At 52.1% G+C, this 25,234-nt stretch carries 19 protein-coding genes; 4 read left to right on the top strand and 15 right to left on the bottom strand.

The genetic code is table 11. From position 1 onward, the window contains the following. Positions 1 to 12: 12 nt before the first annotated feature. The 4 genes from D6694_07445 to D6694_07430 all read left to right on the top strand — a co-directional run bounded on the left by D6694_07445 (position 13) and on the right by D6694_07430 (position 11,040). Positions 13 to 369 carry a hypothetical protein gene (locus tag D6694_07445; protein RMH43020.1) on the top strand — a complete coding sequence of 119 codons (357 nt, stop codon included), beginning with the start codon at positions 13 to 15 and terminating at the stop codon, positions 367 to 369. Between the two features lie 592 nt (positions 370 to 961). Beyond that, complete coding sequence (locus tag D6694_07440) at positions 962 to 6,103, top strand: hypothetical protein (GenBank protein ID RMH43019.1); 5,142 nt, start codon at positions 962 to 964, stop codon at positions 6,101 to 6,103. A 28-nt stretch (positions 6,104 to 6,131) separates the two neighbouring features. Beyond that, complete coding sequence (locus D6694_07435; GenBank protein RMH43018.1) at positions 6,132 to 9,800, top strand: hypothetical protein; 3,669 nt, start codon at positions 6,132 to 6,134, stop codon at positions 9,798 to 9,800. After that, the gene (locus D6694_07430; protein ID RMH43017.1) at positions 9,790 to 11,040 is read left to right on the top strand and encodes a tail fiber protein; all 1,251 of its coding nucleotides are present in this window, start codon (positions 9,790 to 9,792) and stop codon (positions 11,038 to 11,040) included. The genes D6694_07435 and D6694_07430 overlap by 11 nt, the downstream gene beginning before the upstream one ends. A gap of 639 nt (positions 11,041 to 11,679) precedes the next feature. On the opposite strand, the gene D6694_07425 is transcribed toward D6694_07430, so the two are convergent. The 15 genes from D6694_07425 to D6694_07355 form a co-directional block, all read right to left on the bottom strand. Further along, positions 11,680 to 12,201 carry a DUF882 domain-containing protein gene (locus D6694_07425; GenBank protein RMH43016.1) on the bottom strand — a complete coding sequence of 174 codons (522 nt, stop codon included), beginning with the start codon at positions 12,199 to 12,201 and terminating at the stop codon, positions 11,680 to 11,682. Continuing rightward, positions 12,198 to 12,566, bottom strand: a complete 369-nt coding sequence (locus D6694_07420; GenBank protein RMH43015.1) for a hypothetical protein — start codon at positions 12,564 to 12,566, stop codon at positions 12,198 to 12,200. The genes D6694_07425 and D6694_07420 overlap by 4 nt, the downstream gene beginning before the upstream one ends. A gap of 1 nt (position 12,567) precedes the next feature. Then, on the bottom strand, positions 12,568 to 13,458 hold the full coding sequence (locus D6694_07415; protein RMH43014.1) for a hypothetical protein: 891 nt from the start codon (positions 13,456 to 13,458) through the stop codon (positions 12,568 to 12,570). A gap of 61 nt (positions 13,459 to 13,519) precedes the next feature. Further along, positions 13,520 to 13,972 carry a hypothetical protein gene (locus D6694_07410; protein RMH43013.1) on the bottom strand — a complete coding sequence of 151 codons (453 nt, stop codon included), beginning with the start codon at positions 13,970 to 13,972 and terminating at the stop codon, positions 13,520 to 13,522. A 68-nt stretch (positions 13,973 to 14,040) separates the two neighbouring features. Next, complete coding sequence (locus D6694_07405) at positions 14,041 to 14,835, bottom strand: hypothetical protein (GenBank protein ID RMH43012.1); 795 nt, start codon at positions 14,833 to 14,835, stop codon at positions 14,041 to 14,043. A 195-nt stretch (positions 14,836 to 15,030) separates the two neighbouring features. Beyond that, positions 15,031 to 15,504 carry a hypothetical protein gene (locus tag D6694_07400; GenBank protein RMH43011.1) on the bottom strand — a complete coding sequence of 158 codons (474 nt, stop codon included), beginning with the start codon at positions 15,502 to 15,504 and terminating at the stop codon, positions 15,031 to 15,033. 83 nt (positions 15,505 to 15,587) lie between these two features. Beyond that, the gene (locus D6694_07395) at positions 15,588 to 16,112 is read right to left on the bottom strand and encodes a hypothetical protein (GenBank protein RMH43010.1); all 525 of its coding nucleotides are present in this window, start codon (positions 16,110 to 16,112) and stop codon (positions 15,588 to 15,590) included. A gap of 169 nt (positions 16,113 to 16,281) precedes the next feature. Beyond that, positions 16,282 to 18,369, bottom strand: coding sequence for a hypothetical protein (locus D6694_07390; protein RMH43009.1), 2,088 nt, complete (start codon positions 18,367 to 18,369; stop codon positions 16,282 to 16,284). Further along, on the bottom strand, positions 18,350 to 18,811 hold the full coding sequence (locus D6694_07385) for a hypothetical protein (protein ID RMH43008.1): 462 nt from the start codon (positions 18,809 to 18,811) through the stop codon (positions 18,350 to 18,352). The genes D6694_07390 and D6694_07385 overlap by 20 nt, the downstream gene beginning before the upstream one ends. A 4-nt stretch (positions 18,812 to 18,815) precedes the next feature. Then, a complete protein-coding gene (locus D6694_07380) occupies positions 18,816 to 21,221 on the bottom strand; it encodes a hypothetical protein (GenBank protein ID RMH43007.1) in 2,406 nt (801 codons plus the stop codon). Beyond that, positions 21,208 to 21,705 (bottom strand): hypothetical protein, encoded by a 498-nt coding sequence (locus D6694_07375; protein RMH43006.1) that lies wholly within the window; start codon positions 21,703 to 21,705, stop codon positions 21,208 to 21,210. The genes D6694_07380 and D6694_07375 overlap by 14 nt, the downstream gene beginning before the upstream one ends. Beyond that, on the bottom strand, positions 21,702 to 21,920 hold the full coding sequence (locus D6694_07370; GenBank protein ID RMH43005.1) for a hypothetical protein: 219 nt from the start codon (positions 21,918 to 21,920) through the stop codon (positions 21,702 to 21,704). Before D6694_07370 ends, D6694_07375 begins: the two co-directional genes overlap by 4 nt. Positions 21,921 to 21,927: 7 nt before the next feature. Beyond that, positions 21,928 to 22,605, bottom strand: coding sequence for a hypothetical protein (locus tag D6694_07365; protein ID RMH43004.1), 678 nt, complete (start codon positions 22,603 to 22,605; stop codon positions 21,928 to 21,930). Positions 22,606 to 22,691: 86 nt separating this feature from the next. Next, a complete protein-coding gene (locus D6694_07360; protein ID RMH43003.1) occupies positions 22,692 to 23,291 on the bottom strand; it encodes a hypothetical protein in 600 nt (199 codons plus the stop codon). 212 nt (positions 23,292 to 23,503) lie between these two features. Continuing rightward, entirely contained in the window at positions 23,504 to 24,565 is a 1,062-nt protein-coding gene (locus D6694_07355) for a hypothetical protein (GenBank protein ID RMH43002.1), read from the bottom strand. Between the last annotated feature and the right edge of the window lie 669 nt (positions 24,566 to 25,234).

The raw sequence follows: 25,234 nt of genomic DNA, 5'->3' as shown, positions 1-25,234 counted from the left end.
GCAAAATAGTTTATGTCATACTCAGCAAACAACCGCATCCGTGCGGGCATCAAAAGTCTAACTGACACCACTTCCATTACTCAAGCAACCGTTGGTAACACCGCCGTTTTCACGCTACCAGAGGATGCTACTCACCTCATTTGTTACGCTATTACGTCTCAGCATCAAGTACGTTTTGGTGACTCTACGGTAGCATTTACTGCAAACGATGAGGGCTTCCGTATTTCAACCTCAAGCAGCAAGATGCACATTCTGCCCATTCCCCCTGATGCAACTCATTGGCGCGTGCGTGCTATTGCTGCTAGCACCGCTAACCGTTTCGTTTATGCGTTTGCGAACTTTGCTCCTGGAACACCTATCGCGTATTAATCTTTGAAGGTAGCTCATTAACTATTTTGCCACACTGGTTTGTGAAAGCTGGTTGGGTAATTTATTTAATGCTGCTACCTTTTCTTTTTATATAGGGAAAGGGTGGGATAGGTAGGTGAAGAAGTGAGGGAACCCGAATACCGAACCGTCTTATCTATTCTTAATTATAGCATATTTTTACCCCCTTTGTCAAGAGGCAACTATGGCAAATATTCTAGACCAGCAAAATGACCCACGCCAAGACGCGCAGGGTCAGCGGCGACCAGTACGTCTAGGCACCCCACGGCGAGAGAACGAAACAACGAACAATGCTACTGGTGAGCAACTATCCCAGCCGCCCCTAGCAGGCATCCCAGACCTCCCAACTACCAACCCGCTACCCGCGCCGACCGTTCCCACCGAACCGTTACGCGATGTAGTGTTCGACCAGAACGACCCAGAAGGACGTGTTGTAGCCCCAGGAAGCTCAGTCGAGACACCCCTTGACCCATCGACACCCCCACCCCCACAGAGTGAGCCAGATGCCCCACAGCCTATCGAGCTACCGGACTTTAGCGCACCTCTACCCTTTGAAAGTGTACGTGGCGGTGAGGTGACAGAAGGTAATGAAGCATTCATGAGCCGCTTCAACGCCTCCGCATTACGCAATAGCGCCAACTGGCACGGCACACTAAACGAACTAACTAACCGTCCATCTCCCTTTCGAGCGTATGCTGAACCACCGCAAACGCCGGATGCCAGTGGTGCTATCCGACAGCGACAGTCTTATGTTGACTGGTACAACGAACAGTTAGCCAAACTGGAACAACAGAACCTAACCGTGCGCCCTGGTGGTACGTCCGGTCTGTACGGTACAAGTAACGACATCTTGCGTGCGCTTCCTACCCTTGACCCCACTCGTTCTATCTACAACCAGATGGCTGGTGGTGGTATTGGGCGTGGTGCGGAAGTTCCCAATGACCAGCGCTGGTTTTCTCTACCCGTCGCTGAACAGTTGGGTATATACTTTGGGCGAGGTATTGAACAGTTCTTTCGTGGCGACTTTGTTTCTTACCTGAACCCCGTTACGTACGCCCGTGCTGGTGCCCGGTACATCTCCGAGCGTATGCGTGCTGGTGAGCGTGATGGTCTGAGCGTAGCCAACATCCTACGTGCAGCGCAAGCGGAGCAAGCGGGTATGCAGCCACAGCGCAACGCCAGTAACCAGCCGCCAACCATCCTACAGCGTATGAGTGACTTGGTGCAGTACATTAACCAAGAAGCGTTTAGAGGGATGTCCCCGCAAGCTCAAGCCCGCAGCCGTGCCCGTGAACAAGCAGGACGCGATGCCTTAAATATGGTTCTGCAAGGTTGGCTACCACAAGAAGACCCCAATAGTCCAACGGGTTTTCGTATGGACTGGCGGCGTGGTTACTTTGGTGAGATGGGCGGTGGTGTGCTTGGTGCTGGACTGTACGCACTCAACGCCGTTGGCAGCGCCGTTCCCGTAATTGCTTATACCGTAGGTGATGCACTTATTGAAGTAGGTGATAACGTCACAGGACAACAACTGACCCCCACCATCAACGCATCGGTGCGGGCATTGGTAGACAACATTCCCGCGTTCATGCGTAACGAGAACCAAACCCCCATCACCCCTGTACAAATTCGAAACGACCCAGGATATGACCCGTTCTATCGTGCGCGTCAGGTACTCAGCGGTATTGACCTTGGCTTCATGAACGTAATGGGCGCGAACAATAATCGCTACCTATCAGTCACCGCACCAAGTGGTTTTTCTACACCCGTTAGAGTAACGACAGGTGCCATTGGTTTTGGTTTAGATGTGGTAACGGGAGGTTGGTCAGACAACATCGCGGGTGCTGCTTCACGCTCTGTACGTCGGTATGCTATCGCCGCCGGACGTACCGCACAACGTGAAGGTCTTATCCAAGCAATGAACGCGCCAAGGTTAACCCGTACCGTGCGCGCCCTCAACCGCATGTATGACGCTCGCCGAGCTGCTGATGCCCGTCGGGGTATCGTGAGCTTTGCCAGCAACGAAGAGTTCCCAGAAATCGTCAGCCCGTCCGCACCTGTACCAACACCCGTTCCCGGTGCTGCGTTGTCCTACGAGACGGCAATGCAGAACCTAAACACTGCGCCTATCTCACCACGTACTGTCATCCAAACGCGCCAAAGCGTCAGCACCCAACAACTCGCACAGCAGCTACTACCGGACATTCCGTTTGAAACCCGCTACCCTGGACAGCGTTTGCTACCCCCAGCAGCAGAACCCGGTAGCCGTGCCATTGTACCTACTCGCGTAACCTCCGCTCAAGAAGTTGATGCCGTCGCCCGTCGTTTTAACGATGCCCAACGTGGTGTTGTTGGTGCGGAAACTCCCAACGGTATTGAGACGGTTGTGCTTACCGACGTTGCACCACGCAGCAGTACGGCACAGAACAGTATTATTGTACGCCCGCCAGGACAACCAGGAGTTATCGAAGGTCGCGAGTTTATCCAAGCCCGACCCATCGAGCGACGCATCACCCGTTACGTCGAAGACCTGTGGGATGGTGCTGACGGTGAAGCCGTTATTGACGCAGAAATTATTCGTCGTCCTGACGGCACCGACCGTTTCAGAGTACAGCGCCCACAGCTACGAGCCAACTATGGGCAAGTCGATGACCCGTGGGATGCACCCACCATTGACCGTGAGCTTCAAGAGTTCAACCAGCGACAGCTACAAGGGCGAGAAAGCCTTGCCTTACCAGCAGAAGGTCAGACAGGTCGTACGCCAGATGGAGCCATCCCCATGCCCGGTGGAAGCCCCATTCAGACAACCGCCGCAGAACTGGAGCAACTGTTCTTGGAGGCAGACCGCATTGGCAGTAAGTACCAAACGCCCGAAGAAATTCGTGCTTTTAACCAGAGATATGCAGAGGTAGTAGATGATATTAATGCCATCATTGACCAAGCAGATATGTCATCTGTCCCTAGCCAAGGTGGCAAAATAGATGGTAGTGTCTCGCCGCAACGTCCTACCGCTACTCTCAATGAAACCGAACGCGCCAACGTGCAGCGCGTCTTAGGTGTCACCGCAGACCGCATTCGACGACAAGCAGACCAGCTAGTAGAGCGCGGGCGCAACATCCCCGACGCTATTGCAACGTCTGTGTACAAAGTGGAACCGGGCGCAACGGAAGCGGTGCTTAACGGTGTGGAGTACAACAAGGTCGGGCGCATATGGGTTCGTCAAGGTGATGACGTACCTACTACTATTTTGCCACAGCCCACAGCCGCACCGCGACACCCCATCACTCAGCTACTTGAAGAAGCTCCCACTGTTCCTACCTCCCGACGCTCCTTAGTTGAAACTGTAGCCGCTGCTGTTGATGACATCCCGAACAACACCGCCGCTCGTACGCTTGCCAATGAAGCACCCGTGCGCCCTGCCATTCTTGAGGAAGCAATTGATGAAGGCGTTATTCGCGAAGCGGATGACGGCTTACTGGTTAGCATCCCTGACGAAATTGCAGAAATTGAAAGCTACATCGAAAGCCAGAAGCGCACACTGCAAGACCTCACCGCCCGCGTCTACGCCAGTACCGACAAGGCACGTAGACAAGAACTGTGGAAACAGCAGCAAGCCATCCGCAACAACATCGATGATGCCAACATTGAGCTACGTAACCTCAAACGTGCATTGCCTCAGGAAGTAGCGGTCATCAACGCCGCAGCTCCTATCCTTACTCAGGAAGCAATGCGCCCATCCATGAAGGCGGCAGAGTACTTGAACTATCTGGATAGTGACGAGTACGTAAACCGCATTGGGGCTGTGACGGCTGCTGACGTGTTGCCCGTTAAGCGCTCCGGTGCTGACCTGTCTCGTCTTGCTAAGTTCATTGTGGACGACAACGGACGACCGCTAATGAACCCAGCCCGCAAAAGTGTGCTGAACAAACGCGAGTTAGACAAACTACGTAACGCCTACCCTGGTGTGTTCGACGTGTTTGGTAAGCCCGTACCCTCTGACCTACTGAACCCCAACGCCCGCATCGAGGTACAGCCGCGCACTGTTGGCACCCCACAGGTGACGCAGTTCGTAGCGCCACGTCCTACCATGATGACAGAAGCAGACGCAACCAGCGCGGTAGAACTTAGTGAGGCGGCGGCAAAGGCGGAGCTGTACCGTGACCAGCTACCACTGGACAAACTACGCGCAACCGCTCAGCGCAAGGAAGCACTCATTGATGACATCCTTAACAACAATGAGTTCAACGCCGACGCTGTAGAAGAACTGCTGCAAATGGAGAACGCTACTAGTTCTTTTGCCAATGCCGTTGACCACCCCGCCGTTGCTCGTAGCTGGAACGATACCCTGGCACCAAACGACCTTCGCGTTGCGCCCGCTGACATCGAAGCCACGATGGAATTCCGTCGCGCACAAGAAGAGTTTCACGAAACGGGAACGGGTATCCGAGAAATGGCAGAGAGCATCGGTGCCGTCACTGATGAACTCGACCGTACCATCGCCGCCCTCGATATGGCACCGGAACTTAAGCGCGCCCGCAACGCTGACGCTATTGCCACCGCCGTTAACTACCAAGCTTACGACCCAGAAATCCCGCTACCCCGTCACCAACAGCGACTAATTGATGACGCTCAAATGACGGAGCTTACCCCGTTTGACCTTGACTCTCGCATCGCCGCACAAGCGGAACTCGATGAGCTTATGCCCAATGCCGTTGACCCAATGGGCGCGCGCGCTGCCCGTGCTGAGGCGTGGTATCATGGGACAAAACAAACGCAGGAGGCAATGTTCTCTAACGAGTACAACCCCGTGCGCGGTGGTAGCAGTGGGGAGTTTGGCGTAGGTCTGTATCTAACCGACCGTGCCGACGTTGCAGAAATGTACGCCCGCGCCGCCACAGACCCAACCTTCCGCTACCCCGGCACTCAGCGTTTGGGTGCGCCATCTGTCTACCGTTGGTCAGACGTGCAGCCCCGTTCGCCGCTGTTCCTGGGTCAAGCCGCACGCGACCTTCCTGATGAAGTGGGGCGTTTGGTGAATGACGCTTTTGGTGGTGACATCCTTGACGACATCGTTGGAGCAACGGAGGAGATGCGCTACAAACTGCGCGAACTCAACCGTCAACACCCATTGCTGCGTGACCGTTGGCTAAACGTTCGAGAGGCTTACGCTGACACGTTCGGAACACCAATGCCGGAAGGGGTGTTCCAAGACTACTCGGTAGCCGTAGCGGAGCGCTTGCGTATGGCTGGGTTCGATAGTCTGGTAGACACCAGCAAGGTGAGAGGACGCACACTAACTATTTTGCCACATTCCACAGAGGCACCGTTCTGGGCAATCTCTCCCCTACCCCCCGGTGTACCTTCTCAACGTCTAGCCGCCAGTGCGGATGAGGGACTAGACGCGGTGATGAACCGACACCAAGCAGACAACCTACTACATCAGTCAATGGGTCGCAGGACTACCGCAGTATGGGAACAAGAAAGCCGCATGGACACTCTTGAGAACATGCTGGAACGGTACACCAAAGAGTACGACGATATGGTAGACCAGGGGCTATTTGCTAGTAACAGAGTAGAAGCACTACGTGACCAGTTACGTGAACTAAACAACGCCTACATCGCCCGACGTACAGAAGCCGCACAGCAAAGCGCAGAAGCCGCACAAGTACGACTCGCGAAGGACACCCCCATCGACGACCGTAATCCTTGTATTTAACATCATGGAAAACAACAACGAACCCCAGATGAGCCGCGAAGAGTTCATCCGGCGTAACTCATTGGAGAACCGGGTACAAGGTGGCACACCAGATGCACCCACCCAGCAAGAAACAACTCAAGCCGTACGACAACATAACCGCCAAGCTAAGGAAGCTAACCAGAAAAAGTATCTGAACGTCAACACCAGCTCAGGGACAAGCCGTCGCATACCTAAGCGTGTGTTCGCCTGTCCGACCCCTGACCCTACCTCAGCCGCTCAAGTGGCAATGGCATCCCAACCAGGAAGGGGTGGGGCTTCCCGGCTCACAGAGATGCAGCGTAGGACGGCAGACCTTTACGAAATGGTCGAAGCCCACGCACTCAACCGCCGACCGGAAAGCGCCCGTGTGCGTCAGGTTTTGCTAAACAACCTCAACCGTGCTGGTGAATTGACAGGTGCGTTTACTCTGCGTGCTGGTAACGCTGACCGCATTAACGAGTTCCTCGCTCGTACGTTTGCCGTAAAGCGCAAATACTTGGGAATGGGCAGCGACTACACTCCATCGGGACGGGTGCGGGAAAACATCAACCGCGCTGGTACACTTTGGAAAGGAAGCATCCATAGCGACCTGCATAAGATGGGTGTGGTTGATGTCATGCGCCGCGCCAGTGCGGAGTACGAGTCTATCTTCAACCGCTACAAGCTAACCGCCGCTCAACGTGCAAGCATTGTGCTAGACGCTGGTGAGTCTGGGTGGTATCGCCACATCCGCGACCGTGCCGACATCAGCGTCGCTGCTAAGAACAACCTTGTAGAGCGCAGTACCCGCCTATCCGATAGACTTATTCGACAGTTCGGGATGACACCGGAAGATGCAGCTTTGGTGCTACGTACCGGGCAAAGCGTGGCGGATGGTTGGAATAATGCTTACCAAATTGCTCGTCGTGCGGGTGCTAGCTTCAAGCAACAGGAACTCATTGGTTACCAGTACCGAGCGTTTGACCCCACCTTCCAACAGCGTTTAACGTGGCGACGCAGCAAAGACCCAGGCATGGGAGAACTGTTTGAGTTTGACGATGGAACTACGATGAGTGGTGCGGAAGTCATCAACCGCTCACGCTCTACCTACCGTTGGGCGGTGGAGGATGAAGCACTGTTTGACTATTACATCACAGAGAACAGCCGCCGCCGTTTGGGCGACCCTACCGAAGCCTATCGTCGTGCGCTAGGTATCGAAGACAAGAACATCGTTCCCACCTTCGCTGACGTTATCGAGGACGGGCACGCACTTCGACGCTTGCTCAATGACCGTGAGTTTCTGTCTGACAACGTGTTAGATAGTATGATGGAAATGGGGTTGGTTCAGAAGCTACCCATGTTCACAACGGACATTGCGGAAGACATCATTCGACGCTACAAGCTACCCGTCGAGGGACTGAACGAGCTACTCATTACCGACCCTGCTGCCATGCTTGAAGCCTGGACGCGCCAGCTTGACGTTGTGATGAAAAGCACCGGGCAAATTAACTTTATGTTGCGGCAGGTGATAGACCAGAAGTGGGGTGTGCCTAAGAGCGTGTTTGATGCCGACCCGCAAAAATACAGACAGTACGTCCCGCTGGTGTCGAGGGGGCAAAATAGTGTAGGTGTGTTGAACCAAAGCTTAGCGGAGCGTTCGGGTGTGTTCGCCCTCGGTGCCGGTGATGCGGGAACGGTGGGGCTGTTCAGCAACTACTACGTCCACCCTGTAGCCGCCAATGCCATCCGCGCTGTCATCGACGTTAGCCGTAGCCCTGAATACCTGGTGAAGGTGGGTGAGTTCATGATGGGACTCAACCGCCACTTCCGCGACCTCATCGTTGTAACGTCTAACTTCATTCAACGCCAGTTCATCAACAGTACATTCCAAGTGGCAGCGGGAGGGGGCAACCCACTACGCATCTTCGAGGACGGCATTCGTGCATTGGAACACTACGTCAAAGGCAAGCCCATTTGGGAAGCCTACAGCACCGTTCCCAAATACGCGGGTGGACTGAGTGACCAAGACGTTGTGCGCCGACTGTTTGAGATAGAGTTCATCCATACGTTTGAACCGTTAACGGGTGAGCGCATTGGACAGACGGGCAGGCGGGTGAGCCGTGGTACACTGGCAACCATTCGAGATGGGGAGCGGTGGGGACGGTACGCGCTGGAAGAGTTTGGTGACTGGGGGCAGTGGTTAAAAGAGAACACACGGGTCAATGTGTTCAGTGTGGCAAAAAACAAAACGGTAGGTTTCTGGCAGACAATGAACAACGCCGCCGATGTTATCGGTCGCATCTCTGCCGTCCTCTCTACTATGCGCCTACAGAACGCCCGTGGCGTAGACCCCTCTTTTTTTGCCACCAACGTTAGCGGCACCGGACGCAGGTTCAACACACTGGATGAAGCTGTTGACCACTGGAAAGACTACTTCCCTTACTACAATGACTTCTCTAAAGTGGATGAAGGGCTACGACAAATTATCCCGTTCTGGGGTTTCCACGGTCGCAACATTCCCGCCGCTATCCGGCACGCTATCCGCAACCCCGGTAAGTACGCCGCCGTGAGCCGCGCCATTAGCATCCACAACCAAGTACAGATGGAGGAGTTTCCCGATGACCTTAACGAGAGTACCGTCCCTGGTTACATCACCTATTCCCGACCCCTCTTCTTTAGAGTTAATGGCAGTGACGGAAAACCCCGCTGGTTCTCAATTGGGCTTACGTCGCTTGACCCTTTCAGCGGAGCTTATGAGGGTATCTCCACAAGTGCTGAGGCAATCTTTGGGGCTATGGGCATCTGGCAAGACGACTACTCCGCAGACCCCACCCAAGCAGCGCGTCGCACACGTGGCAGTACAACTGACCGTCTAGCCAACAGCCCAGTAGGACAGCGCCCGAAGTCGCCGCTTCTGGAACTCATCGCCGGTAATCTATTCCCTCAGTATGAAGCCGCAGCACAGCTCATCGCCGCCGGTAGTGCAAGCGCTAACCGTGAGCGTCAAGAGGTCGTGCAACCGCCGCACACGTTCTGGGGTGTGGAGATGCCAGAAATTGTGGAAAGCCTCATTACAGTGTTTTTGCCACCTGCGGCAACTATCAACCGGGTTAATCCCCGCATCGGCGGACGGCGTATCTTCGGTGAACGTGACTACGTTGACAGCAATACGGGCGAGTTCGTAGAGGGCTACGCCTCCCCCATTACCGGAAGTGTACGCACAGATATCGACGCTTTTAACCGTGCGCTAGATGCTGGTGGAGCAGTGGCGGGTATCCTACGTGCGGGTGATGTCATCGGTGTTCGCGTTACGCCCATCGATGTGGTGGCGAACGCGGGTTACACCATGCAGGAAATTGGTACACACATTCGCGCAAGCAAAGATGTATACCGAGCCTACGCACGTAACTCCCTCCGCTACCCACCGGGCACACCTCAACACCAAGACGCACTCAACGGTATGTTAGCTGTTGAAGCCTACCTCCCAGAGTTGGAGAAGGCATATGAGGATATGATAGCGTGGGGCGAACGTCGGGGTATTGACCCTACAGAACTAAGCAGGCTGCTGCGCGAAGGACAGATGCGACCCCACATGATGGTGGATGAAAACGGTGTTGAAACCGTAGAGCATTACGGCAGACAGATGCGTGAAGTGTTACGACAAGAAATTGAGGCACTAGAGAACGATGACAATTGATAACAGCACGGCAACCGTGTTGGTATCCCGTAGTGGTGCAGGCTGGGCAGTCGATGTCTCAGCCTGTAACCTTTCCTTAGATACCACGGTTAAAGACTTTCGAGTTACTATTGACGGAGTTATTGTACCAAACAGTTCGTTTACTAAGACCAGCCCTACGGTCATCACTTACACGGGCGCGAGTATTGGTGTTGACCTGCTACCTGTTAGTGTCGTGCGTGCCACTCCCATCGAACGTGTGGCACCGCTTATTGGTTACGGTTCCCGGTTGTCCACCGTCTCCTATGAGGGAGAGCTTAATCGTCTGCATCGCATCGCCTATGAAGTCGAGGAGCGTTTGTTGAACGTAGAGGCTGGTGGTGGGCTAGGAGGGTCACCCATTGTCAACGAGAGTATCTTGAGTGGCAACTGGGTTGGAGACACCGTGCAGGGCGCTACAAGGGCTAACATCGCTGAGGCACTTACGCTCCGTTTACTGGTGTCCAACGGCATCGCCAATAACTTAAGCATCAGTTCGGTTTACCCAGACACAGAGGACACCGATAAAGCTGTGTACGCAAGCTGGGTACGTACGCGCATTAACAATGCCATCAACTCTTACGTTGCTGGTACACCCGTGGCTTCCACACCTCCGATAGGGTCTGGGTTACGCATTGTGAACATGGAGTATCTATACACCACCGCACTACCAGCGGGCACGGTGCTGCCATTCGCGGGCAACAGCGATACTCCTGGTTGGTTAGACTGTAACGGGCAAGCAGTAAGCCGCACAACGTACAGTCGTCTGTTTGCTGCCATCGGTACGCTTTATGGGGCGGGTGACGGTAGCAGCACGTTTAATCTACCTAACATCAACGGCGCACCAAACAGAACACTGGCGGGCACGGCTACCAATAGCAACACAACCTCTGGTGCTAATGCCGTGACCGTGCCTTTACCGCAGCACAGCCACTCTGTAAACATCAACAGTGGTTTTAACAGTGCAGTTCACAGCCACGGGCTTAGCGGCGGTTACGTGAGTGTGTTCGCTTTCCACGGCAGCGCGGGCGGTACGTTTAACATTAGCACTAGCCCAGGTAATTCGCACGGCGGCGCTAATATTGCGAACAACATGTTTAATGAACACTACCACAACGTGAACGGTAACACCGCTAATGCTGGAACGGCTGGTGTTCAGATGGACGTTCGACAACCCACGCTGTACATGAAGTTTCGCATCTGCACGGGTGGACAGGCATAGACCTATTTTGCCACACCCCAAAGAAAAAGGACGACACTCCATAATAGGGGTGCCGTCCTTCTTTTTTGGTCTTCACCGCTTGGACGCTGGCTTACGGTTCATGAAGTATTCATCCCGTCGTCGCGTCTGTTCTGCTGTCAAGCGTGGTAGTCCAAAGGGGTTGTCGCCGTTGTGGTCAGAGCAGTCCGGCTGACCCTTAGCATCTTTCTTTCCCATTAGTCTGACCCCATACAATAGTCGTTACGTCGGCACTTAGCTTTGTGAGGGCAGCTATCACACGGTTCAAAGTCACTGTCGTATGCCTCAGGCGCAACCTTCACATCCAGATGAGAGGGCGCTGAGCAAGACAAGTTTGCATTCATGTTGGCTGTAGCTGCTTTCGGGGTAGCGGATGTAGGCTTGGTCAATGGCTTCAGCAAAAGCGTTTGCATAGTCTTCTCCACTAACAGTAAATACACACAGATGAACACCACCAGTCGCAGTGTTTGTAACCTTAACCGAAGCGCTGTACTTTAGCATGATTGTCACTCGGTGTAAAGAACGTTGGTTTACCTGTAGGCGGTTGGTTCAGTAGCAACCCGGTAATGTACAAAGTATACAGGATGGGTGCCACCATTGTCAAGATGCGAACTTTGTTTATCATCTCCACTGCCCCATTCTTTTCTTGATGTACTCCAGAACTTTAACACTGCGGGCTGAGCCGTTGTAGTTCCATGCACGTCGGGCACCAAGGTCGATATGAATGAACCAGCCAGTAGCGCTGATGCTCACTCCCACACCACCAGGGAAGCCAATGTCAAACAACGCATCTACAACTTCCTCAGGAGTCCAGTCAACAAGATAGAAGTCAACCGCTCCACCTCCAAGATGGTGCGACGCTGAGGCTCCGCCGATATCTCTATTGACTGCGGGTGGTCGAAACCAGGAGGTAACGTGGATGGAGAACGAACGACGCTTAGCCCGTAGCTGTAACTCGTTACGCAACCGTTGCAACCACGTTGCGATGTTGATAACGTTGTCTTCCACTTGACGAGCCGTGAGCTTTCGTCCGCCTTGACTGGAGGCTTGAATAGGTCGGGTGCCGTTTTTAGTAACCTCTCCCCAAGTAAAGTTCTTGCATCCGGGAATAGTTTCGTTATTTGGGTGTGGTGCGTATCTCATGTTAATTCTTCTTGAACCTTCAGTAACAACATTTGAGTCTTGACGGTCTGCCAGTAAGCAGATGAGCAGCTTTGAAGTATCTGTGGTTGTTGCTCAGGAATGACGTTGCAAAAGAACTCTACCACCAGTGAGTTAATGATGTCCGCTTGTTGGTAGCGGATGTCTTGTGGTAAAGACTCCATCACACCAGCGCTGACCGCACCAACAACTTGAGAGAACAACGAAGGGGGCAGCACCTTCTTAAGCCGACGGTATATCATTGTACCCTGATGCTTGGCGATGCCCTCACAAATGTCGGCGCACTTCATAGGATGAATAACCTTAACCCATTTCATGATGTCATCGTAACTTTCTTCTGTTGTCATTTTACCACCTCGAACCCAGCACATATAACGTGTCCTTACCATAGCCATTCTTGTCTTCAACCAGTTCATAGCACGCTTCAATTAACTCCTGTGGTTGGTACTTCATACTGTCAGGTAGAAGGAATGCACCTGTCGGACGCTTACGGTAGATTTCTGGAACCGGGTCGGGCGGGCGCACACCGTTGGCTATCGCCTCATCCCAACTGTCCGACTTTTCCCAAGTGTAGCACAAAGCTTTGGCGTAGTCGAGCATCTCATCCCGCTCTACTGGGTCAGCTTCCACCCACATCACCGTGCTATTGTCTTTGTTGTACACCAACAAACCAGTTCGGTCAATGCGCTCACCGTTGGTAAGTTCCCACGCCGCCTTGTATACAGCTTGTTGCACAAGGTATTCTCTGGGTACTGTACCTGACGTAAGCTTGCGGTAAGAGTTACTGCTTGCCGTCTTGGTATCAATAAGGTAGCGACCATCCTCCGTTTCAAGCACATAGTCCAGCTCTCCTGACACAGGAACGTTACACTCAAGGGCATCCCGTAGGTCATACCGTTGGTGGGCGCTACGCACCTTATAGAACCCTACACGTCGCAGGAACCATTCAAACTGTAGCTCAAATACAAACCCCTCATGGAACAGTCGCATGAGTCTTTCACTGGGCATCTCTGCCGACCACCACTCAGGGAAGAAACGCTTAGCAAACAGCTCCACCGTTGGCTTACCCAGTGTCGAGCCGCGTAAGATGCGCTCAGGGTCATCGCGTTCTTTAAGCTGGTTGAGTAGAACATCAGTGTAACGATGACCGATGTCTTTAGCAAAGGGTTTAACGGTATCCGCTTCGACGGTAATGAACATTTCGTCATTCATACGTCGAACAATGTCTTTAAGTTTCATACCTCTCCTCTGGTAGAAATCTAGGGGCGGTCATGCAGAAGGCTACATGACCGTGGGTGTTTTAGAAGTCTGACGGCACCAGAACTTTACCAGTCAGGATAGTAATGTCGCCAGTCTCAACGCGGTCTTCTGTGTAGAGGGACAGCTTAACGGGTGGGTCGCTGCGCTCCGCACCATTTTCGTTCATCAAAGCATACACGCTGTCGTCTTTACCTTCTAGCAGTGTGATGTAGTACAACACGGGGTTTTCAAACTCGGTGTCTTTTGGTGCAAGACCGTACTCTTTAACGAACCCAGAAGCGATGACCTTCTCACTGGCACCTTCCTTTGGTGCGAACAAGGTGATGTGTAGAGCGTGGCTGTCGTAAGCCAGGTTTAGGAAACCTTTAGCCACAACTTTGCTGTCACCGACAGCGCCGTAGATTATCGTGGCGCGCCCGCCATTGTCAACGTATTCAGTGGGAGTGCTGGATGTTTTGTTAGAAGCAGTAGCGGCGGGTTTCTTGATAGCCATAGTGGAATTGTCCTTGTGATAGTTAGTGGGTCAAATGTCGGTGTGGCAAAATAGTTTAGTGAGCGGCTCTAGAAGTTGGTGTCGTCTGTGAACCAGAAGTCATCGCCCTCATCTTCCGGTAGCTCAGCGGTGCAGTAACCATCGCACTCATCTTCTTGTGCTTCATCCTCAGACTCAGCGTAAAGACATTCGATAAACTCACCCAGCTCTACGTCGTCATCTTCTTCCTCGCCCAGCGGTAGGTAAACACCGTCTTTGAAAACACAGGGGTTGTTCTCAGGAGTGGGGGCTGGGTACATTTTGTTTGCCACACCGTAACTCTCGTAGTAGCCTTCTTCCATACGCGCCGAGAGTTTGGTAACGTTAATGTCGATGACCTCACCAAGGTCGCTGTCAAGGTGCTGGTGCGCCATAGCGCCAAGGCATTCCAGGATACCGGTGAGACAGGAGCAAGCTTCAAACGATGTCGCAGACCCAAGGTGCAGGTCAGCCACGCCGCCGACAAAAGACGCAATAGCAAAAATAATTTCACCAATTCGCACGGGGGAGAAGTCTTTCGACTTGCGAACGAGGTAGTTAATACCATCTTCGCTTCTCTCTTTTGCCATCCCATCTTCAAGCTCGATGCCCAAAGCCTCAGCGATAGCGAACACATACCAAACAACGTCACCCATTTCTTTCAGCAGCTTCGAGCGGTCGAGTTCTTTGCCACCGTACAAGTGCTTCTTCAGCGGCTCGGACACCTCACCCAGTTCACCGATAAGACCAAGACCGAAGTGTTCTAGCTGCTTGTCACGCGCACCGGGTGCCATAGTGGAGCGGACAAAGGAAGTGTAGGAAGCGTAAGTTTCAGCGTGTGCCATGTTTTGTTTTCCTGTAGTATCCAGAAGATGTTAGCGTATACGTTGCGAACCGTCCACTCACTTGTGGAACCCTCAAGGATGTGAACCGTTGCGTTCCTGTCCTGACTCTCTAACCATAGCAGAAGGTCGGTCAAGTTGTCAAGGGGTGGGGCGGCTAAGCAGTCAGCGGGTGTGGGCTTAGCTGCCCTCTTAGGCTTAACTGATAGTACGAAACCGAGACGAGCGGGGCTTAACGTCAGCCTTCTCGTTTGCCGCCAGTGTCTCACGCGGTGCGGGTGAGCCTTGCGCCGCGTTGCCATCGTCGTCGTCGTCAGCGGTGAGGCTGAACAGAGCACACAGGTTATAGCGTCTAGCGTAGGTAATGCCTGAGCCTAGCTGCTGTGCCTTCTCGGTGATAGCGCCGACCGGGAATGCAGAGCGCATGATGTAGGGGCGGACGCTGGTGTCTTCCGTTTTATTAGCGACGTAAACATCAGTGTATAGAACCAATACCCCGTCATGAATAACCGTGTAGTTGACCAGCTCAAACCCGTTGGCGTAGAGGATGGGCAGCACAACGTTTTGGCAAGCGTCGAGGGAAGCGTAGCGGTTCTTGAAGTGGGGGTTAACGCTGTCCTTAACTAAGGGTTGCTCGGAGATTTCTTTGAGAACTTCGTTGAAGCTAAGCATGGGTATCCTTTAGGTAAACACTACTAAACTGGTGGTGTAACTTACACTACCTATTTTGCCACATTGGTAGGTGCGAGACGAGCTTAAACGTCCTCCACTTCTCCGCTAGTCAGTTGGTCGCGTACGTCTAGGTGACTATCCCATACCTGCTCTAACGCAAACAACACACGGCAAGCAGCGTGAGCTAGTTCTTGTACTTGAGCATACGTAAAGTTGTGTCGGTGCGTCTCTTGCCCCGCCTGCTTCATGCGGTTCGTGCGCTGCATCTCTGAGATAACGGCAAAGATGTGGCGGACACCGTGGTTGATGTTGTCTTCGATGGGCAAGCCGTACCAGTTTTCTTTACCGTACTTCAGGTTGCCTTCGTACAACACACGGGATATCAGCGCCAAGGCTTGGGCGGGTACCAGTTGGAAGGCGGAGTCAATGCGACCAGACTTAGAACCATTAGGATATTCGCGCACACCAAAGTCAACGTCCTTGAGAAGCATATCATCGGGTGGCACATGCTTGACTTCTTCAGCGGGAGAGGTAAGGTCGAGCCAGTCTTCGGGCTGAAAGGTGGTTTCTTCATAGATGAAAGGTACTTGTCCGTTGTCAGGTGTCATAAGTTTCTCCTACGTTTTTTAGCCTTCTCGATTATTCTCAGTATAGCAGGGGTGGGGTTCGTTGTCAAGCGCCTATGTTTCCTCGGCACCTTTTTCTTTTTCATTTTTGTACGCTTGTACGTTGTGTCTTACCAGCACTCGAACGGGAAAGTAGTCTCTGAGTGTAGCATCATTTAATTACGCTCCAGTTATCACCGTAGTTTGCCGTGCCATCGATAGGACAGAACTGCATGTAGCTCCAGTTGTTCCGGTAGTGCAGTGTGAGTGCAGCGGCTAGGGGTTCAGCGTTGTAGTCGTCCACATAGAACAGTAGTTCATCATGCACTGTGCCCACGTTAATGCCGTCGAATGCGGGCACGATGGGCGAGCCGTTAAGCACTAACATCATGTTTCTAAGATGCTTGTACTCTGACCCTTCGAGTTTGTCAAGTACGTTGGTGGCGCAAAGTTCAGATGTGTTCACGTCTAGGTGTATAAGTTTGTTGATGTCGGCGGCTGTGCCCTGAATGCGGGCGTTGAAGCACTGACGCTTGGCGCGAGCGATAGCTTCATGGGTGCGGCTGCTAGGTTTCAGGCAGATGTCGGGGTAGTAGTTCGGGCGGTTAAACGCCGTGAACCCCCATCCCCCATTGTCGATAGCACTTTGCCACACCCACTGCTGAAACTCATTGAACGATGGGTTGCTTTCGTTAGCGGTGGCAATGATAGCGCGCGCATCTTCTTCACTGACACCCATCATGGTGCTAGCCTTAGCCGCTCCGAACCCGAACATTCTACCATATGACACGTTCTTACCAATGGTGCGGTAATACTTAGCCTTGTCCTGGTAGTCCGGCTTGTGCCCAAACCATAGCTGCGCCATCTCGGTGTGAATATCCTTGCCATTGATGAACGCTTGCAACATGAAGTCTACATCGGGCGGGATGTGCCCGTGGTACTGCATGAAGTACTGCGCCATCTGGTCAGCCAGCACACGATACTCGATAGCTTGGAGGTCAATACCTACCAGCTTCATCCCTGGTGGTGCAATAACAGCTTGGCGTATGCGCTGCCCGTGTTCAGTCCTGGCGGGTAGGTTCTGAAAATTAGGGTTGGAGCAACTATACCTTCCGGTGATGGTGCCATTTTGGTTCCATCCTGGAAATATCCAGCCATCTTGCGCCGTACCTGTGTTGTGCATACCCACAACATATGTGGTGAACAGTTTTTCAAACTCGCGGAAGGTCTTAAGCTGCTTAGCTAACTCGTACCGTGGTGCCAGTTCGTCTAGCTGTCCTTTGCTCAGTAACGGCTTGCCAGTCTTATCGCTGAACTCAATAGGCTTCCACCCTAACTGCTGAAACACCCATGCTAGTTGGTCATTGCTTTTGGGGTTAAGCTCCAGCTTCTCACGGTACACATACATACCGTTCTCGTCTTGACCACAGAAGAAGTAGCGGTCGAGTTTCTCAGCGTCACCATTCATGGGTTTCTTGAGTAGCTTAGGTGTGGCAGCGGGGACGAACCCAATGTTCTCACGCACCCACTCTTTCATACTACTCTCGGACTGGTCAAGCAGTTCGCCCCACTCATCCCACAGTACAGCTAGGTGGTCAAGGTCTAGCTTCATACCGTGCGCCTGCATCTCCATCACTAGCATGACGGTCGGGCGCTCGATGAGAGTGTAAGTACTCATCGCTGCATTCTTCACAATTGGGTCGAGGGTTAGTAGTTCTTTGTTTAGATGTTCCCAGATAGCGAAGGTAAGCTCAGCGTCGCGTTTCCCGTACTCAAGTAGTTCGATGCCCGTGTTTGTGGTGACTTCTGCCGTCTCGTCTTCCAGCGCAGCGTGTATCCTATCCCAAGTAAACCGCATCTTATCTTTGGGGAAGCCAAGACGCTCACCCCAACTGGCTAGACTGTGCTGCTCACCCGCCGCGTACGGACGGTTCGGACACATGCACCACAACATTAGCAGCACGTCATCCCATTTGAACTTAGCTTTAGCTAGTGCGTCACCATAGAAACTATACAGTACACTCAGGTCATGCGCGGCATTGGCGAATACAATGTGCTCAGCCTCAGATAGAATATCTAAAACTTCGGTAGCGTTACGTGCGGCAAGACCACCAATACCGAGAGCATCAGCGTACGTGTGGCAAAATACAGGATAGACATCAGCCCCATCGGCACACGCAATTTGTACCGTGTACAGTTTCTTCAGCGCACCGAACCCACCGCCACCTAAACTCTCTGTGTCAACTGCGATAGTCTTCATAATAGTTTCTAACCTCAGTGATGTTGCTCTTACCTGTCTTAGCGTCGAAGTCGAACGGTTCGTTGATGTTATTTAACATCTTAAGGTATCCCGACATGTTTGTCAAGTCGTAAAGCTTAAGCCCACGCACTAGACGAATGACTAGAGCCAGCATTGCCGTCGATGGCATGTATTGTTTTTGGTCAAACACAGGGTTAAACGCACCAGCCCACACCATTTCGTACTCGTCAAGGTCAAACAACCACGCCTCTTTACCTTGGGGCTGTGCGCCTAGCATACTTACTGCCGTGCGTATTAGGCTTTCGATAGCTATCGGGTACTGTAGCTCAACGGGTACGGGCACAACCAAAGTCTTATCTTCCAGTGCCACCGCGCCCGGTCGGTAGTTGCCCACAAAGTCTAGCACAATGCGAGGGCACCCGACGTTAGCACCGAATAGCACGCCATCATTGGAGTTTCCTTCCCCATCGGTCACGCTTAGGATGTACTGTGCGTTCTTCCACTCCTCCACCATCTTGCTGTGGTGGCACGGTAGCCACGTGTGCCCGGCGAAACGGAAAACGCTTTTGTTTTTCTGCGTCTTTATTTTCTTCAGGTCGGACAGTACCCGTGGCAGACCCACCATTGTTATCCCCGTGCCGTGCTTTGGTAGACTTTGGAGCAAGAGTTCTGCGGTTGACGTTCTTGCCCTGGTCATTATCAGACCCATGCGGGGTGGGGGTGGTGGCACCGGTGCGCCCTTGGTTAGCCAGTGGGCGGGTAATGGTTCCCCCGCTGTTATCCACTCCAGACCAAGCGCTGTCGCCCAGTAACCAGCGTTGACTTTCCTTTTGCCCACTCTCACCTTTGGGTTTGCAAACACAAGCCGATATCGGTTGCGGAATGCGTCCCCTAATTCCCGAATAAGTTTCTCGGTGCGTTGCGCGTAGATGTCCGTTATCATCCCCTTCGTTTCTATGTAGCACACTGGGGTCTGGAAGTCCGGTGTATGCGTCCATTCCTTCACCTCCGTGTAACGGAACAGTTTCATCTGTGGGTTCAGACGTGTCAGTTGCGCTTCGTGCTGCTTGTACAGCTCCAGTTCCATTAGGCTGTCGAACTTCAGCCCCTTGTATGTTGTCTTCGTGTTGTTGAATTTCCTGGGCATTGTCCTTACCTAGTGCTATTTTGCCACCGCTATATAAGCCAGACGAGTAGGTTACTGTGGTGTACACCTTACCATCTCTGTCTGCTTGACCGCCATTCCTATCTTTGAGCAAACGGATACGGGTGCGGTCATCCCGTCCATCGATACCGCACACTACAAAGGCGTAGTGTTCAATGGCACTCGCACCAAACCCCGATGTTAGTGTGACGGGGTGGTCTACCACTTCACCGTTTTCATCGTACTCTACAGACGGTCGGTTTATCTGCGAGAGTACAGCAATGTGAATGGGGTAGCGTTTGACCAGCTCCGCCATACCTGCCATGAGTTGCTGAATGCGCTCACGCTCACTGTCACCACGCAGCGTTTGTGCGACGTTGGTGATGTGGTCAACCAAGAAGAAGTTGCGACCACTGCTCACGATGAAAGCACCGAACCATTGCAACCACTCATCGACCGTGTTGTTATCCAGTTGAATGCGGTCGGTACGCACAACGGCTGTGCGCTGCGCGAGTGCAAGCATATCTTCATCCAGCCCATTGGGTGTAGCAACAATAGTGTGAGCGTAGTATTTGCTAATGGCTAGGTCTGCACTCTCCTCGAAGGGAAGATAAGCGCCGTTGTCTTGGCGGGATAGGAGGTAGCGACCGAACGTAGACTTGCCACTCCCTGACCCAGCAAGCCACACCGACAGCTCATGTGGGTACAGTCCGCCTTTAAGCAATTCATCAAGGCTGCTGACCCCTGTAGGGTAGGCTGTGCCCCTTTTCTTGCGAACTGCCTCAGCCATCTCGGTTGGTGACATCAGACAGTCCAGCGCGTTAGCCCCTGCGGCATAGAGGGAGTCAATAAACACACCCTCTCTGCCCTCATTGAGGAGCTGTCGAATATCCTTTGTCGTAGGTGGCAAAATAAGTTGTTTCAGCTTGGGCAAGTTGAGCGCTTTAACCGCTGCGGCCGCCCGCCGTCCAGCCTCATCGTTATCCACACAGTACAGGACAGACTTAAACTTACTCGCCCACTCCCAAGCGTTTGCGATGACTTGCGCTAGTACCGTAGCCGATGCCGCACCCACAAATGTATACGTACCCGCACGGGTTCCTGCCATCTGTCTAGCGGCTAGTGTGTCGGTCATGCCCTCGCAGAATACCAGCGTACCTCTGTCGATGTAGCGCGCAGTGGGTTGACCGAACAGTACCTCATTTATGGGCACGCCGTTCGTATAGTTAGCCTCATACTTTGTGTCATCGAGCGGGTCATACCTGCGGGTGTGGTAGCCTACATGCTCACCTGTGGGTCTGAATAGTGGAAACCTCCATTCGCCATCCTTTAGGCTAACGTCGTAGAGTTTAAGAATTTCCGGCGCTATACCCCATCGGTTGGTGTTCGTGTCTTTGATGTTGCTAGGCTTAAACATAAGCTTCCTTGTGCCATTACCTTTATAGTTTTTTGCCACACTGGTTTTAGTAAGACGAGAGGGCACAACATCTGTTAGTGTCGTACGCTTCCACTTTTCCCACCTATTAACAACATACTCAGGGTGACGTATGTTGCGACATGCGTTACAGAAAACAAAATGTCCTATCAGTTTAGAACCGTGGAACATTTCTGTATTGCTGGTGTTGTCACTGCCACCACATCGATGGCAGTAACAACGTGTGTGGGTCACCCCATATTCATAACCTTCAGGCAGTTCATAACGTACCATTTCTTAGCCTCAACATTTCCTTATACAGTCCGCCTGCTGTGAATGCATCACGGCGTAACTCTGGCAATGCTAACCGTGCAAATGATGTGCAGGAAACTGTGTCTTTGGTGTAGGTTCCCTTGCGTAGGTGGCGCAAGGCGAGAGGGCTAATAGTCCAGCGCTCTTTAGTCGTGTAATAGAACTCTTCAAAGCACGTACCTATTTGGTCGCACGGCATACCGAGAGATACATACGCATCCTTGTATATAGTATCCCAGAGAACTTGCGTATTGTCAACGATGAAGCACGATGTACCATTAAGGGCGATGTCTATTGCACACAGCGGCGACCCTTCATCCCACTGGTAGAGACACGTAACATGCTCAAGGAATTGGTAGTGCGGAGAGTGTTCGATGTGTGCTTTAGTGATAGCCTCTTTCCAAGTGGGAGGCATATCATCATTGGCGCGATGGTCATAGAATGCGGCGGAAATGAAGGCGTTCATAGTTCGCAGCTATCCTCCATTCGGTTAAGTATTCCTTGCACCATACCACCACCTAACAGGTTGAACACGGTTAGGTATGTGTACTCAAGCAGGTCGATATAAGGGTAAGGCATGACCACAATGTATGGTCTGTGCTGTGCGGCATACTCATAAGCCTCCAGCTCACGGGTGTTACTGATGACGCGTGTCGTGTAGTCTGCTTGCTCTTGCTCCATGTAGTCATTAAGTTTCATACCACTCCTCCAAAGCAATAGGGTACATTACTTGGTAACACTGCAAATGACGGTCGATGATAGCTTGCCATCGCTTGAGCGTGCGGTGGTTGATGTCCGTACCTGTCTTTGCCTCCTCTACAGCCACAACTATTTCTAGAATGTTTTCTGCTGTCGGTGCTACACCTTCAGAGGCAAGGTCGTGTGCGATGGATGACACGTACTGTTCTTTAAGTGCTAAACTGTGGGCGCGGGTGTCGTTACCGGGCAATGCGACACCACGTTGCGACGCACTCCTAACAAACTCGAAGCCACCAAACCTAGAGTAGTAAGCATGAATGATACACTTGATAGGCAGATGCCGCAACGCTCGGATGAGTCTGTCTAATGTGATGATGCGGTCATTACACACGGCTAGATTATCCTGTTGATAATCTGAGATACCATCTTCCCAGTTCTTTGGCAGTCCGTTATTAATGTTTCGACGGTAGTAACGGTGAGCCGCTGCGCCTACCACCTTGCACAGTGCGATGTACTTGACCATCTTGCACAGCTCAAGTATGTCTGCGGGTCGGCACGGTAGTTCTGGCATGAGTACAGAGTCAGAACGAATAGCGTCTAACACTTCCCAAATTTTACCGCCTTCTAAATACTGCTCGATGTTTTTCCGGTCGGGGTAACGTGGCATGATACTTGCTCCTAATAATGTCGTCTATGCTACGGTCGAATGTGGTCTTGCACTTGAGACACCAGCTATGAAACCCTCGCCCGTTGTCACGCGGCACTGGTTCCGATACTAAGCAGTCGCATACGGAGCAACGATGCCGTACCTGTTGGGTAACGCTTTCCACTTCTAAGGAAGCGCAGCTCATTTCCTGGTAGAGTGCTGTCATAGCGCGTTCGATGATACTCTTTAATGCGTCGGTCGGCATAGTTTAATACCTCAGTGTGAGTTACCAGTCCATTAGCATACAGTCGATGAATGGAAATGATGCCATTCCTACAGGTCTTGGCGATGTGGTTTTGTTGGTTCGCGTCTAGTACTTCCTTGCTAGGTCTTAGCACACAGTCCCAACCATTGGCTTCGATGTATTCATGTAACCGAGCGCGGTGGATGTAGAGCAATTGGTTATGATAACCAAACACATAGAAGTCTGCCTTACCCGTAGCGTACCAAGATGGGAACACATTACCCTGAGCATCTTCATAGTCCAACTCAAAGGCGAGTCGGTTACTGCGTTCGTTGGCTATGCCCGTCTTGAGTGAGTAGGACAGACCGTAACCATCTCTCGCGTCGATGTCCAGTTCTATGTTGTCTTGCTTAGATGAAGGTGTCCATCCTTTGTAGGATATAATCATCCTCTCGCACAACATCCCCGATGAGGCTGCTTTGCCGTGTCGCTTCACGTAACTCTGAACACTGGGCGTTACATCTGTTCTGTTCATGGCGTATACCTAAGATGAGGGTGATAAGGAATAGTAGAAGCGGGCAAAGAAAAATAAATATCGCGGTGAGTCTGTACATGTGTGGCAAAATAGATAAGATAATCTTAGGGGAGAGGGTGGTCTCCCCTCGGACTTAGGGCTTAGAACTCATCATCGGCGGGCGCTTCATCGCTTAGCGTGTCAATGGTTTCGGTCTTTGCGGCTGGGCGCTTGCGGCTGGTGGTCTTGGTTGCCTTCGCTTTGCCGCGTGCTTTAGCCGCCACTTGCTCAGCCTTCACTAGCTCGTCGATATAAGCCTTGACTTCAGGGTTAGTCAGCAACGCCTTAGCCACAAGTTCACCGATGCTCGAAGCACCACGGGCAACATTGCCCGACAGCTCGCCAGTTGCATCGACGTAGCCACCTTTTTGCAGTGCCGTTTGCAGTGCGTCAGGGAACGCGGCGAGCAGTACTTCAAGAGTCTCGAAGCGCTTGGTTAGCTTAGCACCCAGCTTGCTTCCCATCTTCAGCTTAGACAGTGCGCTGTTGACGATGGCAAGAGTGGTGTTAGGCGATAGCTCAGCGTTATCCAATTCCAGACCGACGGCAAGGGCGAAACCTTTAGGGAATTTTCCGCTCGCCATGCTTTCCAAAAGCTCAGTCACGTTGGAAGTATCGATGCCCAAGGCTTGACCAGCAACGCTAGACTTCTCGAAGGGTCGCATCGTGCGGCTACCGTTAGTAGCGGTGACGATGTTTACATCATATCTACGAAAGATAACGGGGATAGGTTGGTCAATGAACGCTTCATAGTCGAACTCTGCATCATGGGCAGTGCACCATTGTTCAGCTAAGAAACCCAGCAATGAAAGCGCCGTTACCCTGTGGCGACCGCTGATGATTACAATACCATCAACAGTATTGGACACCTCCAGAAACGTGTATAAAGGGTTACCTTTGAGCAAACCCTTGTCGCCTTTGAGGATACTGATGACTGAGGACTCTTGCAGTTCCGCTTGCTCCACCACTTCCACGGCATCGAGCAACTCGGACAGGGGTAGGGTTTCGAACTTCTGTGTGTCAGGGAACAGACCGTCCTCGTACAAGGTATATGGTGAGAATTCTTCGTTTTCTTTCAGGTACTTTACGAACGCAGAAGTCAGCTCGTCTTGCTTGTTTTTGGCTAGTCTGTTGTAGAACTGTTCGCCATCGTAACGTGTCATAGTCCTTGTCCTTTTGTTGTGTGTACTCTTAACTTAGCACGGGTGGGTAAGTTGGGTTTGTCAAGCGCTTTGGGAATTTATTTTTTTGCTTTCCCCTTGCTCAACTCGTCCTCTCATCCATCTGTAAACAGAATACCGTAGCCTCACCCCATCTGTCAACCCCCTATCTCACAAAATTTTTAATAGCCCAGACCCTATATAAATTCTCTCATTCGTCTTCGCTCATTCGAGAATTACACTACTTATTTTGCCACACCGATATAGGTAACACGACACTAAACTTCTACCCTCTCCCAAATAAACTACCATCTACGCTCGGTAGTAGCTTCGTACTACCTCGCTATAGTATATTATTATATATATATTCTTAGAGTATATATATATACTAACGCGTGCGCGCGCGCAGGGGTAGAGCAATTTTGGTTGAGGCTGAACCCTTGCCCTCACCACCTAGTCACAACATCAACACAGCCACACCTATAAGGCTCAAGAAGGTTAGGCAAAGTGGGAGGAGGCTAGAATGGGTGGGTTAGGGAATAGCATAGGCTTGCTGAGCCTCATACGTCTAGCCTATGTAGCAAGGTGGCAAAATAGTTAGTAAGTACGGGCAAAAAAAATACCCATCACCCGCGTGAGGTGATAGGTATTTGTACCTATTTGCATAGGTTA

The organism is Gammaproteobacteria bacterium, assembly GCA_003696665.1.
In the GTDB taxonomy this organism is placed as follows: Bacteria; Pseudomonadota; Gammaproteobacteria; order Enterobacterales.
Note: the sequence above shows the minus strand (reverse complement) of the source record. Positions and strands in the feature narration are given on the sequence as shown.